Annotated in this window: 11 protein-coding genes and 1 pseudogene; 4 read left to right on the top strand and 8 right to left on the bottom strand. The window is 68.0% G+C overall.

Annotated features, from left to right (window positions below; all coding sequences use genetic code 11):
• Positions 1-241 precede the first annotated feature (241 nt).
• Positions 242-517, bottom strand: a pseudogene (locus KEC55_RS35175) (Arm DNA-binding domain-containing protein); the annotation flags it as partial.
• A gap of 300 nt (positions 518-817) precedes the next feature.
• Between KEC55_RS35175 and msrB the strand changes: the two are divergent.
• The 4 genes from msrB to KEC55_RS31660 all read left to right on the top strand — a co-directional run bounded on the left by msrB (position 818) and on the right by KEC55_RS31660 (position 5,378).
• Positions 818-1,345 (top strand): peptide-methionine (R)-S-oxide reductase MsrB, encoded by a 528-nt coding sequence (msrB, locus tag KEC55_RS31675; RefSeq protein ID WP_282512557.1) that lies wholly within the window; start codon positions 818-820, stop codon positions 1,343-1,345.
• Between the two features lie 35 nt (positions 1,346-1,380).
• Positions 1,381-3,255, top strand: a complete 1,875-nt coding sequence (locus KEC55_RS31670) for a cytochrome c biogenesis protein DipZ (RefSeq protein ID WP_282512555.1) — start codon at positions 1,381-1,383, stop codon at positions 3,253-3,255.
• A 60-nt stretch (positions 3,256-3,315) separates the two neighbouring features.
• Positions 3,316-4,059 carry a peptide-methionine (S)-S-oxide reductase MsrA gene (gene msrA, locus KEC55_RS31665; protein WP_282512553.1) on the top strand — a complete coding sequence of 248 codons (744 nt, stop codon included), beginning with the start codon at positions 3,316-3,318 and terminating at the stop codon, positions 4,057-4,059.
• A gap of 203 nt (positions 4,060-4,262) precedes the next feature.
• Positions 4,263-5,378 carry an aromatic ring-hydroxylating oxygenase subunit alpha gene (locus tag KEC55_RS31660; protein ID WP_282512551.1) on the top strand — a complete coding sequence of 372 codons (1,116 nt, stop codon included), beginning with the start codon at positions 4,263-4,265 and terminating at the stop codon, positions 5,376-5,378.
• A 28-nt stretch (positions 5,379-5,406) separates the two neighbouring features.
• Here KEC55_RS31660 and KEC55_RS31655 read toward each other — a convergent pair whose 3' ends face one another.
• The 7 genes from KEC55_RS31655 to KEC55_RS31625 all read right to left on the bottom strand — a co-directional run bounded on the left by KEC55_RS31655 (position 5,407) and on the right by KEC55_RS31625 (position 14,537).
• Entirely contained in the window at positions 5,407-5,796 is a 390-nt protein-coding gene (locus tag KEC55_RS31655; RefSeq protein WP_282513075.1) for a cytidine deaminase, read from the bottom strand.
• Between the two features lie 25 nt (positions 5,797-5,821).
• Complete coding sequence (deoA, locus tag KEC55_RS31650) at positions 5,822-7,138, bottom strand: thymidine phosphorylase (RefSeq protein ID WP_282512549.1); 1,317 nt, start codon at positions 7,136-7,138, stop codon at positions 5,822-5,824.
• A 39-nt stretch (positions 7,139-7,177) separates the two neighbouring features.
• The gene (locus tag KEC55_RS31645) at positions 7,178-8,452 is read right to left on the bottom strand and encodes a NupC/NupG family nucleoside CNT transporter (protein ID WP_282512547.1); all 1,275 of its coding nucleotides are present in this window, start codon (positions 8,450-8,452) and stop codon (positions 7,178-7,180) included.
• 254 nt (positions 8,453-8,706) lie between these two features.
• Positions 8,707-10,164: a dihydropyrimidinase gene (hydA, locus tag KEC55_RS31640; protein WP_282512545.1), complete on the bottom strand. Its 1,458-nt coding sequence runs from the start codon at positions 10,162-10,164 to the stop codon at positions 8,707-8,709.
• Positions 10,165-10,216: 52 nt separating this feature from the next.
• Complete coding sequence (locus tag KEC55_RS31635; RefSeq protein ID WP_282512543.1) at positions 10,217-11,725, bottom strand: NCS1 family nucleobase:cation symporter-1; 1,509 nt, start codon at positions 11,723-11,725, stop codon at positions 10,217-10,219.
• Positions 11,726-11,831: 106 nt separating this feature from the next.
• A complete protein-coding gene (gene preA / locus KEC55_RS31630) occupies positions 11,832-13,145 on the bottom strand; it encodes an NAD-dependent dihydropyrimidine dehydrogenase subunit PreA (RefSeq protein ID WP_176051753.1) in 1,314 nt (437 codons plus the stop codon).
• 54 nt (positions 13,146-13,199) lie between these two features.
• A complete protein-coding gene (locus tag KEC55_RS31625) occupies positions 13,200-14,537 on the bottom strand; it encodes an NAD(P)-dependent oxidoreductase (RefSeq protein WP_282512540.1) in 1,338 nt (445 codons plus the stop codon).
• Between the last annotated feature and the right edge of the window lie 112 nt (positions 14,538-14,649).

The raw sequence follows: 14,649 nt of genomic DNA, 5'->3' as shown, positions 1-14,649 counted from the left end.
CATCGGAAATCGCGGTAAGCAACGGCAGAACGTTCGACGCAAACACGCCTGCGATCCGGTGCGCACGAATGGTCGGCAGCACATGCTTCTCCATCGCACCTCGAAGCGACTTACCGCCATCCTTTCGGCCTTTCTTTCCGCGTTTCTTGTTGATCGTCGCGAACCACGCATCGAATAAGTCGCCGAACGTGAGGTCCGCCGTCACCGCTTGTTCAACCTTGGCCTGGCGTTCACGCTTCTTCGCTTCGAGAAAATCCACACCGTCGCGCGCCTGTGAACGAATCGTCTCAGCCGCTGCGCGCGCATCCTCTAGCGATAACTGCGCATCGGTTGTCGAGCGCACCCACGTCTTGCCGAGCGGCTTATCGCGTTGCTTGCCATTGATACTGACGCGAACAAACCCGGTCCTCCCACCGGCCGGGCCGACGCGCAGGAACAGTCCACGCCCATCCGACAGGAAATACCGCTTTCCGGTCGCCTTCGCAGCTTCGATTTGCCTGACCGTCAGTGCACCCATGATCGCCCTCCATCGATATCGTGACCCGATCGGCCCGCGCATCCTGAACAGAGCCTACCCCACACCACGAACACTAAAAAGACACTAAAAAGTTGCGGCTCGCGCGGGATTTCGGCGGAATCGGGCGGACCACCGATTCCCCGCAAACCCTTGTCCGACGGGGCTCAGACGGATTTCGTCGGACACGGTCGGAACACCCGGTAAATCATCACAATTCATTTAACTTTCCGTGAGGACTTCGACACCGGCCGCTGCCTACGATAGGCGCATGTTTTCAGGACCTGCTTCCAGGAGCCCATCATGCCCACCCGCAGACATCTGCTGTTCGCCGGCGCCACCGGCCTTGCCGCGCTCGCGGCGCTGTCGTCCGCCGGCCGCCGTGCGCTGGTCGGCCGTGCGTTCGCCGCACCGCCGGCCAGCACACCGGCGGCCCCTTTCGAGGTCACGCTCAGCGACGCCGAATGGCATCGCCGGCTCACGCCCGCCCAATACACGATCCTGCGCGAAGCCGGCACCGAGCGGCCGTACACCAGCCCGCTGAACGACGAGCACCGGACCGGCACGTTCGCCTGTGCCGGCTGCAGCCTCGCGCTGTTCTCGTCCGCCGCCAAGTTCGACAGCCATACGGGCTGGCCGAGCTTCTGGAAGCCGCTCGACCACGCGGTCGACACCCATATCGACACGACGTTCGGCATGGTCCGCACCGAAGTGCACTGCCGGCGCTGCGGCGGCCATCTCGGCCACGTGTTCGACGACGGCCCACAGCCGACCGGCCTGCGCTACTGCATGAACGGCCTCGCGCTCACCTTCCACCCGGCTGCCGCCTGATCCGGCCCCACTCCCGACCGACTGGAGAACGCATCATGCTGCTCATTGTCCTTGCCTATCTCGGGGGCGTGCTCACGATCCTGAGCCCCTGCATTCTGCCCGTGCTGCCATTCGTGTTCGCACGCGCCGACCAGCCGTTCGTGCGTACCGGCCTGCCGCTGCTCGCCGGTATGGCGCTGACGTTCGCCGTCGTCGCGACGCTCGCCGCCGTGGGCGGCGGCTGGGTCGCGCAGGCGAACCAGGCCGGCCGCTGGATCGCCATCGTGTTGCTCGCCGTGTTCGGCCTGACGCTGCTGATGCCGCGCTTCGCGGAACACCTGACGCGCCCGCTCGTCGCCGCCGGCAACCGGCTCACCGGGTTCGCGCAACGCGACGGCCGCCCGGCCGGCCCTGCGTCGTCGTTGCTGCTCGGCGTCGCGACGGGCCTGCTGTGGGCGCCGTGCGCGGGCCCGATCCTCGGGCTCGTGCTGACCGGCGCCGCACTGCGCGGCGCGAGCGTCGGTACGACGCTGCTGCTCGTCGCGTATGCGGCCGGCGCGGCAACGTCGCTCGGCGTGGCGCTCGTGATCGGCGGGAAAGTGTTCGCGGCAATGAAGCGCTCGCTCGGCGCCGGCGAATGGATCCGGCGCGGGATCGGCGCGGCGCTGCTCGCCGGCGTCGGCGCGATCGCGCTCGGCCTCGACACCGGCGCGCTCGCGCAGTTGTCGACCGTCACGACGGGCGGCCTCGAAACGAAGCTCGTCGATCGCCTCGGCGGACGCTCGAACGGCGCACCGGGTGCAATGGCCGCAACCGGCAACGCCGCCGACAACGCCACCGGCAACGCCACCGGCGGTGCAATGATGGCCGCGGCAGCCGATGGCGCACCAGCCACCGCCGGTGCGATGGCCGGCGGCGCGATGATGCGCGCGGCCGTCACGACACCGTCCACGCTGCCCGTCGAAGGCACGCTGCCGTCGCTCGACGGCGCCGTGCAGTGGCTGAACTCGCCGCCGCTGACCGCGGCCGGCCTGCGCGGCAAGGTCGTGCTGGTCGATTTCTGGACGTATTCGTGCATCAACTGCCTGCGCACGCTGCCGTACACGACCGCATGGGCGCGCAAGTACGCGCCCTACGGGCTCGTCGTGATCGGCGTGCACGCGCCCGAATTCGCGTTCGAGCGCGACATCGGCAACGTGAAGAAGGCCGTGCACGACCTCGGCATCGACTTCCCGGTCGCGATCGACAACCGCTTCGCGATCTGGCGCGCGTTCAACAACGAATACTGGCCCGCGCACTACTTCGTCGACGCGCAGGGGCGCGTGCGCCGCCACCACTTCGGCGAAGGCGAGTATGCGGAATCGGAACGCGCGATCCAGTCGCTGCTCGCCGAGGCCGGCCATCCCGAAGCGCTGAACGTGCCGCTCGGGCTGGCCGGGACGCCCGCGAAGGGTGCGCTCGCGGCGGCCGACAGCGCGGACGTCCGCTCGCCCGAGACCTACGTCGGCTACGCACGCGCCGAGGATTTCGTGTCGCCCGGCGGCGTGGTGCGCGATGCGGCGTACCACTACGCCGAGCCGGCCCGTCCCGATCTGAACGACTGGGGCCTCGCCGGCATGTGGCGAGTCGGGGCCGAACGCGCGTCGCTCGCCGCGCCGGCCGGCCGGATCGTCTACCGCTTCCATGCGCGCGACCTGCACCTCGTGCTCGGCCCGGGCACGAACGGCCAGCCCGTGCGCTTTCGTGTGACGCTCGACGGTGCAGCGCCCGGTGCCGCGCACGGCGCCGACGTCGACGCGCAGGGCTACGGCACCGTCACCGGCCAGCGCCTGTACCAGCTCGTCCGGCAGCCGGGCGCGATCGCCGATCGCACGTTCGCGATCGAGTTTCTCGATCCCGGTGTCGATGCGTACGCATTCACTTTCGGTTGATCGCGGGTGCCGCCGCCATCCGGCCACTGCGTTCCCCGACCCATTGAAAAGGAGCCAATGATGAACCCGATCTCCACCCGTGATGCTGCAGCCCGACGGCGCACGACTTTGCTGCGCCGCATCGGCGCGGTCGCGTTCGCGGCCGCCGCCGTGTTCGGCTACCAGCGCATCGTCAATTCAGCCGAGCCGATGCGCACCGTGCCCGCGCCGACGCTCGACGAAACACCCGGCACGTCGCACGACGAGACGGCCGTGCTCGCCGGCGGCTGCTTCTGGGGCGTGCAGGGCGTGTTCGAACACGTGAAGGGCGTGAAGCAGGTCACGGCCGGCTATGCGGGCGGCGCATCCGAAACCGCGCACTACGCGCTCGTCGGCTCGGGGCTGACGGGGCATGCGGAATCGGTGCGCATCGTCTACGACCCGACCCAGATCACGTACGGCCGGCTGCTGCAGGTGTTCTTCTCGGTCGCGCACGATCCGACCGAACTCAACCGGCAGGGCCCCGATGAAGGGTCGCAATACCGGTCCGCGATCTTCCCGACCACCGCCCAGCAACGCGCGGTCGCGACCGCGTACATCGCGCAGCTCGGCACGGCGCACGTGTTCCCGTCGCCGGTCGTCACGCGTGTCGAGGACTACAAGGGGTTCTATGCGGCCGAGGCCTATCACCAGAACTACCTCGAGCTGCACCCCGATGCGCCGTACATCGCGTACAACGACATGCCGAAGATCACCGGGCTGAAGCAGTACTTCCCGGCGCTGTACCGCACCGACGCGGTGCTGTGGCGTGAAGCCCATTCCTGACCGGCCACCGGCCGCGTGACGGGTGACCGCCCGCCGCGCGCCGCCTGCCGCCGGGTTTGCGCCGCATCAACGAAACCCCGGCCGCCGTGCCGGGGCAAACCCGCATCGCGTCCGCCGCGGCGGACAACTTCGCGTAGACTTCTCCTGATCCCCGCCGCTTCCCGCGGCGCCCGGACCACCCGCCCAGCCAGGAGGCGTCACGCATGCTCGCAGTGCCCTTGCCTGACAGCAACACCGTTGGAGAATCGTCCTCCGGCGCGACGGTGCGCGACCTGCGCCGCGTGCCCATTCATCCCGATCACTGGTACCCGCTCGCATGGTCGCGCGAGCTCAAGCGCGGCAAGACGCTCGGCGTGCACTTCGCCGGCGAGCCGATCGTGCTCGTGCGCACCGAGTCCGGCGCCGTGTACGCGCTCGAAGATCGTTGCGCGCACCGCCAGGTGCCGCTGCACGCGGGCGTCGTCAGCGGCGAAACGCTGCGCTGCTGCTATCACGGCTGGACCTACGCGTGCGACAGCGGCCGCTGCGTCGATGTACCCTACCTCGGCCGCGAACGCCTGCCCAACGGCGTGCGCGCGTATCCGTGCCGCGAGTCTCACGGGCTGATCTTTGTGTTCCCGGGCGACGCAACGCTTGCCGACTCACGGCCGTTCCCCGCGCTCGAATCGGCGGACAATCGCGCGTACAAGACGCGCCGTTTCGGCCGCGAGGTCAAGTGCCACTACTCGTTCATGCACGAGAACCTGATGGACATGAACCATCAGTTCCTGCACCGCAAGCAGATGGGGCAGATGCGCGCGCGCTCGGTCGGCCGCCGCCGCGGCGACGACTGGGTCGAAGTCGACTACACGTTCGCGCGGATGGAAGGCAAGCAGCCGGTCGGCGAGGCGCTCGTGTTCGGCGCGAGCAAGAAGCCGGCCGACCAGTCCGACAAGAGCGTGATGACGGTACGCACCGGCTACCCGTACCAGACGCTGCAGATCCGGTCGAGCGAAGGCACGCTCGTGATGGACCTGTGGATCGTCTACGTGCCGCTCGACGCCGAACAGCGCACCAACCGCACGTTCGGACTGCTGTCGATCCACAAGCCCGGCATCCCGTTCGCACTCGATCTCGCGTGGCCGCTGCTCGTGTGGTTCACCGAGCGCATCTTCCGCGAGGATCGCTGGATCGTCGAGCGCGAACAGGAAGCGCACGATCGCCAGGGCGCCGACTGGAATCACGAGGTGTTTCCGGTCATCAACGAATTGCGCGACCTGCTGCGCCAGTGCGGCGCGCGCACCGTGATTCCGATCCACGACGCGCGCGAAGGCGCGTGATACGTGCGGCTCGCCGCGGCGCGCGCCGTTACAGGCTGAACGCGCCCGGCAGCAACGCACGGGCCGTCGTGACTTCGACGGCCCCCTTCAGATTGGCCAGGATCACTTCGATGTCGGGCAGGCCGATCTCGATGATCACCTGACGGCACGCGCCGCATGGCGCGATCGGACCCTCCGTGTCGCCAACGACCGCGAGCCGCGCGAAGTCGCCCGGACGATAGCCGGCCGCGATCGCCGCAAACATCGCCGTGCGTTCCGCGCAATTGCACAATCCGTAGGACGCGTTCTCGACGTTGCAGCCGTGGAAAACCGTCCCGTCGCGCGCCTGCAGCGCCGCGCCGACCTTGAAGCGCGAATACGGCGCGTACGCGCGTTCGCGCGCCGCCTTGGCCTGTTCGATCAGTTCGTTTCGTTCCATCGACATGGTGCCTCCGGGAGCAGAATCAACCGATCTGCTGGTAAAGGGTCGGCGGTGCTTCGCCCGTTTCGCCGAGCACGTAGCTGCGCCGGACCGCGTCCACCGCGTGCGCCGCGGCCGCGTCGTCGCGCCCATGCACGTAGCCGATCGGCTCGCCGGCCTCGACGCGCTGCCCGATCTCCGCCAGCGCCGTCAGTCCAACGCTGACGTCGATTGCGTCTTCCGCGCGCGTACGGCCGCCGCCGAGCGCGACGACGGCCAGCCCGAGCCCGCGGCAATCGACCCGCTGCACCACGCCGGTCGCAGGCGACGGAACCGGCACGATCACCGCCGCCCGTGCCAGATGCCGGGCGGGAACATCGATCAGGTCCGCGGGGCCGCCGAGCGCCACGACCATTCTCGCGAAACGCTCGGCCGCCGCACCCGAGTCGAGCGCCTGCTGCAGCTTCGCGCGCGCCTCCGCGACATCGCGTGCCAGCCCGCCGGTGACGAGCAGTTCCGCCGACAGCGCCATCGTCACGTCATGCAGGCGCGCCGGGCGCGACTTGCCCGTCAGGTAGTCGATCGCGCACGCGACCTCGAGCGCATTGCCCGCACACGGCGCGAGCGACTGGTTCATGTCGGTGAGGATCGCGGTCGTCTTCATGCCCGCGCCGTTGCCGACGTCGACGATGCTGCGCGCCAGTTCCGCCGATTTCTCCGCGGTCGGCATGAACGCGCCGGAGCCGACCTTCACGTCCATCACGAGCCCGTCGAGCCCCGCCGCGAGTTTCTTCGACAGGATCGAAGCGGTAATCATCGCGACCGACTCGACGGTCGCCGTCACGTCGCGAATCGCATAGATGCGCTTGTCGGCCGGCGCGAGCCGTGCGGTCTGCCCGATGATCGCGACGCCGACGTCGCGCACCGTGCGGCGAAACGCCTCCGTAGCGGGCATCACGTCATAGCCGGGAATCGCGCTGAGCTTGTCGAGCGTGCCGCCGGTATGGCCGAGCCCTCGCCCCGAGATCATCGGCACGTAGCCGCCGCATGCGGCCACCATCGGCCCGAGCATCAGCGACACGACGTCGCCGACGCCCCCCGTCGAATGCTTGTCGATCACCGGCCCGCCGAGATCGAGCGCACGCCAGTCGAGCACGTCGCCCGAGTCGCGCTGCGCGAGCGTCAGCGCGACGCGCTCGTCGGTGCTCAGGTCGTTGAAAAACACGGCCATCGCGAACGCCGCCACCTGGCCCTCGGTCACGCTGCCGTCGGTCACGCCGCGCACGAACGCGGCAATCCCGTCGCGATCGAGCGGTTGCCCGTCACGCTTCCTGCGAATGAATTCCTGCGGTAGAAACATCGTTGCCTCTCTTCGATCGGTCGGAGTCTACTGCACGATTCAATGCAGCGAAAAGAACAGGCCGGCAATCGCCGCGCTCATCAGGTTCGACAGCGTCGCGGCCGTCAGCGCGCGCAGGCCGTGGCGTGCCACTTCCGAGCGACGCTCGGGCGCGACCGCGCTGAAGCCGCCCGCGAGAATCGCGATGGACGAGAAGTTCGCGAAGCCGCACAGCGCGAACGACACGATCGCGAGCGTCTTCGGGTCGAGCACCTGCAAGCCGGCCGCCGCGACGTGCTCGCCGCCCTTCAGGTACGGCGACAGGTCGCCGTACGCGACGAATTCGTTGAAGATCAGTTTCTCGCCGATGAAGTTGCCGGCCAGCGTCGCATCGTGCCACGGCACGCCAATGATCCACGCCAGCGGCGCAAACAGGTGGCCGATGATGCCCACCAGCGTGACCTGCGGAAAGCCCGCGAACGCGGCCGCGCCGCCGACGATCAGGTTCATCAGTGCGATGAGCCCGACGAACGCGATCAGCATCGCGCCGACGTTGATCGCGATCCGCATGCCGACCGACGCGCCGGACGCCGCGGCCTCGATCACGTTCGCGGCCCGCTTTTCGTCGAAATCGAGACCCTCGACCACGACGCGGCTCGGCTCGACGGTCGGAAACAGCAGCTTGCCGAACAGCAGCCCGCCCGGCACCGCCATGAACGATGCGGCGAGCAGGTACTCCATCTTCACGCCAAGGCCGGCATAGCCGACCAGCACCGAGCCGGCGACCGATGCCATGCCGCTCGCCATCACCGTGAAGATCTCGGCGCTCGTCATGTTGCGCACGAACGGCTTCACGAGCGCGGGCATCTCGCTCTGCCCGAGGAAGATCGTCGCGACGGCCGAACATGCCTCGATGCGGCTCACGCCGAGCACTTTCGCGAGCCCCGCGCCGAGGATCGCGACGATCCACTTCATCACGCCGATGTAGTACAGCACCGAGATCAGCGCGGTGACGAAGATGATCATCGGCAGCACGCGCAGGCCGAATACGAATCCGCCGTCGCCGAACAGCTGGAACATCCGGGCGTCGACCAGCCCGCCGAACACGAACGCAATGCCGTGATTGCCCATGTCGAGCACGCGATTGACGCCATTCGCGGCCCCGGCCAGCGCCGTGCGGCCCGACGGCACGAACAGCACCAGCGCGCCGATCGCGAACTGCGTGAGCAGCGCGGCGATCATGGTCCGGCCGCTTACCGCACGGCGGTTATTCGACAACAGATAGGCAACCAGCAACAGGAACAGCATACCGAGGAGACTGCGCAGAATATCCACCTTGTGCTCCTTTCTCACTAGTTGAACTGTCCGGCGGGCGGCCCTTGCCCGCGGCCCCTTCATGGGGTTGGTGGATGTTACTCGCTCGATGCGCACGCCTGCAACGACGTCAAAATCGCTGTATCCAATCGGATCGATCGTTTCCTCCTTCGTGCTTCGCCGATTCGATCAGTTGTACTACCTGCCATGCGTAAACGTGTTCGGGGCGTGCCGTTCGCCGCTAGAACGGACACGCCCCACATGACCTGCGTCGTTCAACCCGCGCGTTCGACCGGATGCGGCTCGCGCAACCGGTTCGCGATCCGTGCGGCCTCGTAGTAGCCGGCCGCCGGCGGGCGCTTCAGGTAGCGGCCCGCGCCGCGCTCCGCGCGCAATTCGCCGTCGGCCCACGCGAGCGCACCGCGCGTGAGCGTGTGCGTCGCCACGCCCTGCACCGTCATCCCTTCGAACACGTTGAAGTCGACCTGCTGGTGATGGGTCTTGGCCGAAATCGTCTTCGTCGCGGCCGGGTCCCACACGACGAGATCGGCATCGGCGCCGACCTGCACCGCACCCTTGCGCGGATACAGGTTGAAGATCTGCGCGGCGTTCGTCGACGTGATCCGCACGAACTCGTTCGGCGTGATGCGCCCATGATTCACCCCGTGGTGCCACAGCACCGACATGCGATCCTCGACGCCGCCGCAGCCATTCGGGATCTTCGTGAAATCGTCGCGGCCCATCGCCTTCTGCGACGCGCAGAACACGCAGTGATCGGTCGCCGTCGTATGCAACTGCCCCGACTGCAGCCCGCGCCACAGCGCCTCGCGATGCTCGGCCGAGCGGAACGGCGGGCTCATCACGTGCGCGGCCGCGCGCGTCCAGTCCGGGTCGCGATAGACCGCCTCGTCGATCACGAGGTGGCCCGGCAGCACCTCGCCGAACACGCGCAGCCCTTCGCTGCGTGCGCGGGTAATCACATCGACCGCGTCCTTCGCCGACACGTGCACGATATACACGGGCACGCCGAGCACCTGTGCGATGCGGATCGCGCGGTTCGCGGCCTCGCCCTCGACCTCCGGCGGCCGCGACAGCGGATGCGCCTCCGGCCCCGTCATCCCGCGCGCGAGCAGCGCCTTTTGCAGCTGGAACACCAGCTCGCCGTTCTCCGCGTGCACGGTCGGCAGCGCGCCGAGTTCGAGCGAACGCGTGAAGCTGTTCACGAGAACCTCGTCGTCGGCCATGATCGCGTTCTTGTACGCCATGAAGTGCTTGAAGCTCGACACGCCGTGCTCACGCACGAGCGTGCCCATGTCGCGGTGCACGCTCTCGTCCCACCACGTCACGGCCACGTGGAAGCCGTAATCGGAAGCCGACTTCTCGGCCCAGCCGCGCCATTCGCGGAATGCGTCCATCAGCGGCTGCTTCGGGCTCGGGATCACGAAGTCGATGATGCTCGTCGTGCCGCCCGACAGCCCCGCGGCCGTACCCGAGTAGAAATCGTCGCTCGCGGTCGTGCCCATGAACGGCAGTTCCATGTGCGTATGCGGATCGATGCCGCCCGGCATCACGTACTGGTCGTGCGCGTCGACGACGGTTGCGCCGGCGGGCGCGTCGATCTTCTCGGCGATCTGCAGGATCGTGCCGCCGTCCTGCGGGTCCGCGCAAAGGACGTCCGCGCGATAGGAGCGGTCCGCATCGACCACGGTGCCGCCGCGAATCAGGATTGCCATTTGGTTGCCTCCTCGTTGACTGTCGGGTGCCGCACGACACGCATCTCGCGCGTCATGCGCTCGCGATCTGCGCGCGCTGTCCGGCGCGCCACTTCATCCAGGTGCCGTACACGCACGACGCCAACACGAGGCCGACGAACCACGCATACGTATAAAGCGTGTTGAAGAAGGCCGGCACGTTCGGAAACGACGCCGGAAATGCCGTGTGCAGGAAGCCGGGCAGGTTCGGCAGCACGCCGACCGCGAGCGCGGCCAGCGCGGCCGGGTTCCAGCCGCGCGCGTAGCTGAAGCCGCCGCGTTCGTCGAACAGCGCGCGCGTATCGAGCTGCGTGCCGCGAATCAGGAAGTAGTCGACCATCAGGATGCCCGCGACGGGCCCGAGCAGCGCCGAATAACCGACGAGCCAGGTGAAGATATAGCCGTCTGTCGTCGCGAGGATTTTCCACGGCATCATCACGATCGCGATCGTCGCGGTAATCATCCCGCCGGTGCGGTACGAGATGGCCTTCGGCCACAGGCTCGAGAAATCGTACGCGGGACCGACCAGATTCGCGGCGAGGTTGCAGCACATCGTGTCGAGCGTGAGGATCACGAGCGCGATGCCCACGCCGATCCCCGTCATCCGGCTCGTCAGGTCGATCGGATCCCAGATCGCGTTGCCGTAGATCACGACGGTGGCCGACGTCACGACGACCGACACCACCGACAGCAGCGCCATCGGCAGCGGCAACCCGATCGACTGCCCGATCATCTGGTCGCGCTGCGAATGCGCGAAGCGCGTGAAATCGGGAATGTTCAGCGCAAGCGTCGCCCAGAAGCCGACCATCGCGGTCAGGCCCGGCCAGAACGTCGCCCAGAACAGCCCGGCCTTCTTGCCGCCGGCCGCGAACTGCGACGGCGCCGACAGCATCGAGCCGAACCCGCCCGCCTTCGACGTCGCCCACCAGACGAGCGCCACGCACATCACGACCTTGATCGGCGCGGACCAGCTCTCGAGCCAGCGGATCGAATCGGTGCCGTGCCAGATGAAGTAGATCTGCAGCGCCCAGAACACGAGGAAGCACGCGAGCTGCCCGAACCCGATGCCGATGACCGGCAGCGCCGCGCCGTGCAGCGCGTTGCCGGTCAGGATGTTCAGCAGCGTGTAGATCGCGCTGCCGCCGAGCCAGGTCTGGATGCCGTACCAGCCGCACGCGACGATCGCGCGCAACAGCGCCGGCAGCTTCGCACCCTGCGTGCCGAACGACGCGCGCACGAGCACCGCGTACGGAATCCCGTGCTTCGCGCCCGCATGGCCGATCAGCAGCATCGGCACGAGCACGATCAGGTTGCCGAGCAGCACCGTCATCACCGCCTGCCACGGCGACATGCCTTCCTGGATCAACCCGGCCGCGAGCATGTACGACGCGATGTTCATCACCATCCCGACCCACAGCGCCGCGAAGTGATACCACTTCCACGTGCGCTGCGCCGGCGTCGTCGGCGCGAGGTCGTCGTTGTACAGGCTGCCGCCGTGCGCCGCGGCGCTGTCGGGATCGGCGGGATTCGCTGCGGATTTCATCGATCGCACTCCACGCAAAACGTCAGCGCCGGCATCGTGCGATGCCGGCCCAGGGGGTAACGAAAAGCGGCGGTGCGGAAGGTCCCGCGCCGCCGGACGCCGGTCGTCAGGCAGCCTTCTTCGCGTGCTTCTCGGGTGCCGCCGCCGCACCTGCACCCGCATCCGCGCTCGCCGGATTGTTCGGATGCGTGGTCCAGTTCGCGTAGTCGCCCGAATCGACACGCTCCATCGTGATGCATTGCTCGACCGGACACACGTGCATGCAAAGATTGCACCCGACACATTCCGAATCGACCACTTCGAAGTGCCGCACGCCGTCCTTCGTCGCCGTGATCGCCTGGTGCGACGTGTCCTCGCATGCGATATGGCACAGCCCGCACTGGATGCAGCGATCCTGGTCGATGCGCGCCTTGATGTCGTACTTCAGGTTCAGGTATTTCCAGTCGGTGACGTTCGGCACCGCGCGGCCGCGGATGTCGTCGAGCGTCGCGTAGCCCTTCTCGTCCATCCAGTTCGACAGCCCGTCGGCAAGGTCCGACACGATCCGGAATCCGTAATGCATCGCGGCGGTGCACACCTGCACGCTGCCGGCGCCGAGCACCATGAACTCGGCCGCGTCGCGCCACGACGAGATGCCGCCGATGCCCGAGATCGGCAGGTCAGGCGTTTCCGGATCGCGTGCGATCTCGGCCACCATGTTCAGCGCGATCGGCTTGACCGCCGGGCCGCAATAACCGCCGTGCGTGCCCTTGCCGTCGACGGTCGGCATCGGCGCCATGTGGTCGAGATCGACCGCGACGATCGAGTTGATCGTGTTGATCAGCGACACGCCGTCCGCGCCGCCCTTGTACGCGGCGCGCGATCCCATCCGGATGTCGCTGATGTTCGGCGTGAGCTTCACGAGGCACGGCAGCTTCGTGCCTTCCTTCACCCAGCGCGTGACCATCTCGACATATTCGGGCACCTGCCCGACGGCCGCGCCCATCCCGCGTTCGCTCATCCCGTGCGGGCAGCCGAAATTCAGCTCCACCGCGTCGGCCCCCGTATCCTCGACGAGCGGCAGGATCCATTTCCAGTCGCGTTCGTTGCACGGCACCATCAGCGACACGATCAGCGCACGATCCGGCCAGTCGCGCTTCACTTGCGCGATCTCTCTCAGGTTCACGTCGAGCGGACGGTCGGTGATCAGCTCGATGTTGTTCAGCCCCGCCATGCGTTGCCCGTTCCACTGCACGGCGCCGTAGCGCGAACTGACGTTGACGACGTGCGGGTCGAGCCCGAGCGTCTTCCAGACGACGCCGCCCCAACCCGCCTCGAATGCGCGGTTGACGTTGTAGGCCTTGTCGGTCGGCGGCGCGGACGCGAGCCAGAAGGGATTCGGCGAGGTAATGCCTGCGATGGTGCAGCGAAGGTCGGCCATGTTCGGCTCCGTGAGAATGGGGTCGTGATCGAAGTGCTCGGGTGCGCCGCGCGCTCAGGCCGCCTTCGCGTCGCGTGCGGCGAGCGCCGCGTCGATCGACGCGGCCGCGCGCTTGCCGTCCTGCACGGCCTGCACCGTGAGGTCGACGCCGTCCGTCGCCGCGCAATCGCCGCCGGCCCATACGTCGGGCAGCGCCGTGCGCCCGTCCGCTTCCACCGCGATGCGCGTGCCGTCGGCCGTCAGCAACGCGGCCGCGACACCGTCAGGCGCCAGCGTCTGGCCGATCGCCTTCAGCACCATGTCCGCATCGACGGTGAAACGCTCGCCCGATGCGCCCTCGAATTCGACGCCCGTCACCTGCCCGTTCGCGCCCGCGATGCGTACGGGCTTCGCGTGCGTGACGAGCGCCACGCCGCTCTTCTGCGCAAACTCGCGCTCGGCCCACGTCGCGCTCATCGCTTCGACGCCGCGCCGATACACCATCGTCACACGCTCGGCGCCGAGCTTGCGGCTCTGCACGGACGCATCGATGGCCGTATTGCCGCCGCCGATCACGACCACGCGCCGCCCGACCGGCACGTTCTCGAGCCCGTCGGCCTGCCGCACCTGTTCGATGAAGTCGACCGCGTTCATCACGCCGCCGAGTTGCTCGCCGTCGATCGCAAGCGCCCGCACGCCGCCGAGGCCCATCGCGAGGAACACCGCGTCGTGCTGCTCGCGCAACGCGTCGAGCGTCACGTCGCGTCCGAGCGCGACGCCCGTTTCCAGCGTGATGCCACCCACCGACAGCAGCCACTCGACTTCGCGCTGCGCGAAATCGTCGACCGTCTTGTACGCGGCGATCCCGGATTCGTTGAGGCCGCCGGCCTTCGGTCGCGCATCGAACAGCGTGACGCGATGCCCGGCCAGCGCGAGCCGGTGCGCGCACGCGAGCCCGGCCGGCCCTGCGCCGACCACCGCGACGTGGCGGCCCGTCTCGGGCGCGCGCCGGAATTGCACCGCGCCGGTTTCCATCGCCCAGTCGGTCGCATGGCGCTGCAGCGCGCCGATCGCGACAGGCTGCGCATCCTGGTGATTCCGCACGCACGCGCCTTCGCACAGAATCTCGGTCGGGCACACGCGCGCGCACATCCCGCCGAGCGGATTCGCGGAGAGGATGTCGGTCGCGGCGCCTTTCAGGTTGCCGTTGCCGATCTTGCGGATGAAGCTCGGGATGTCGATCTGCGTCGGGCACGCCTGCACGCACGGCGCGTCGTAGCAGTAGTGGCAGCGGCTCGCGGCGGCTGCGGCGGCGGTCGGATCGAGCAGCGGCGCGATATCGGAGAATTCGCACGAGAGTTGCGTGGACGACAGGCGATGCGCGGCGATATCGCCGGTTGGCTTGGTGGTCATACGCGTTCCTTCGACTGAGTGGAGACAAAGCCGTCCCCGCCGGCTGCGAGCGCACAGTCGGGGCGGTCATGCTGAGGAATCCTGTAGTCAGGCGATACGCAGCCTCCGGGCT

This window comes from Burkholderia cepacia (genome assembly GCF_029962485.1).
Classification (GTDB): Bacteria; Pseudomonadota; Gammaproteobacteria; order Burkholderiales; family Burkholderiaceae; genus Burkholderia.
This window is presented reverse-complemented; position numbering and strand designations above follow the sequence as displayed.

Bases quoted from the DNA above. Each gene is read 5' to 3' on its own strand.
- msrB (WP_282512557.1), top strand. From the start codon at position 818: ATGCCCACCCGCAGACATCTGCTGTTCGCCGGCGCCACCGGCCTTGCC.
- KEC55_RS31670 (WP_282512555.1), top strand. From the start codon at position 1,381: ATGCTGCTCATTGTCCTTGCCTATCTCGGGGGCGTGCTCACGATCCTG.
- msrA (WP_282512553.1), top strand. From the start codon at position 3,316: ATGAACCCGATCTCCACCCGTGATGCTGCAGCCCGACGGCGCACGACT.
- KEC55_RS31660 (WP_282512551.1), top strand. From the start codon at position 4,263: ATGCTCGCAGTGCCCTTGCCTGACAGCAACACCGTTGGAGAATCGTCC.
- KEC55_RS31655 (WP_282513075.1), bottom strand. From the start codon at position 5,796: ATGGAACGAAACGAACTGATCGAACAGGCCAAGGCGGCGCGCGAACGC.
- deoA (WP_282512549.1), bottom strand. From the start codon at position 7,138: ATGTTTCTACCGCAGGAATTCATTCGCAGGAAGCGTGACGGGCAACCG.
- hydA (WP_282512545.1), bottom strand. From the start codon at position 10,164: ATGGCAATCCTGATTCGCGGCGGCACCGTGGTCGATGCGGACCGCTCC.
- KEC55_RS31635 (WP_282512543.1), bottom strand. From the start codon at position 11,725: ATGAAATCCGCAGCGAATCCCGCCGATCCCGACAGCGCCGCGGCGCAC.
- preA (WP_176051753.1), bottom strand. From the start codon at position 13,145: ATGGCCGACCTTCGCTGCACCATCGCAGGCATTACCTCGCCGAATCCC.
- KEC55_RS31625 (WP_282512540.1), bottom strand. From the start codon at position 14,537: ATGACCACCAAGCCAACCGGCGATATCGCCGCGCATCGCCTGTCGTCC.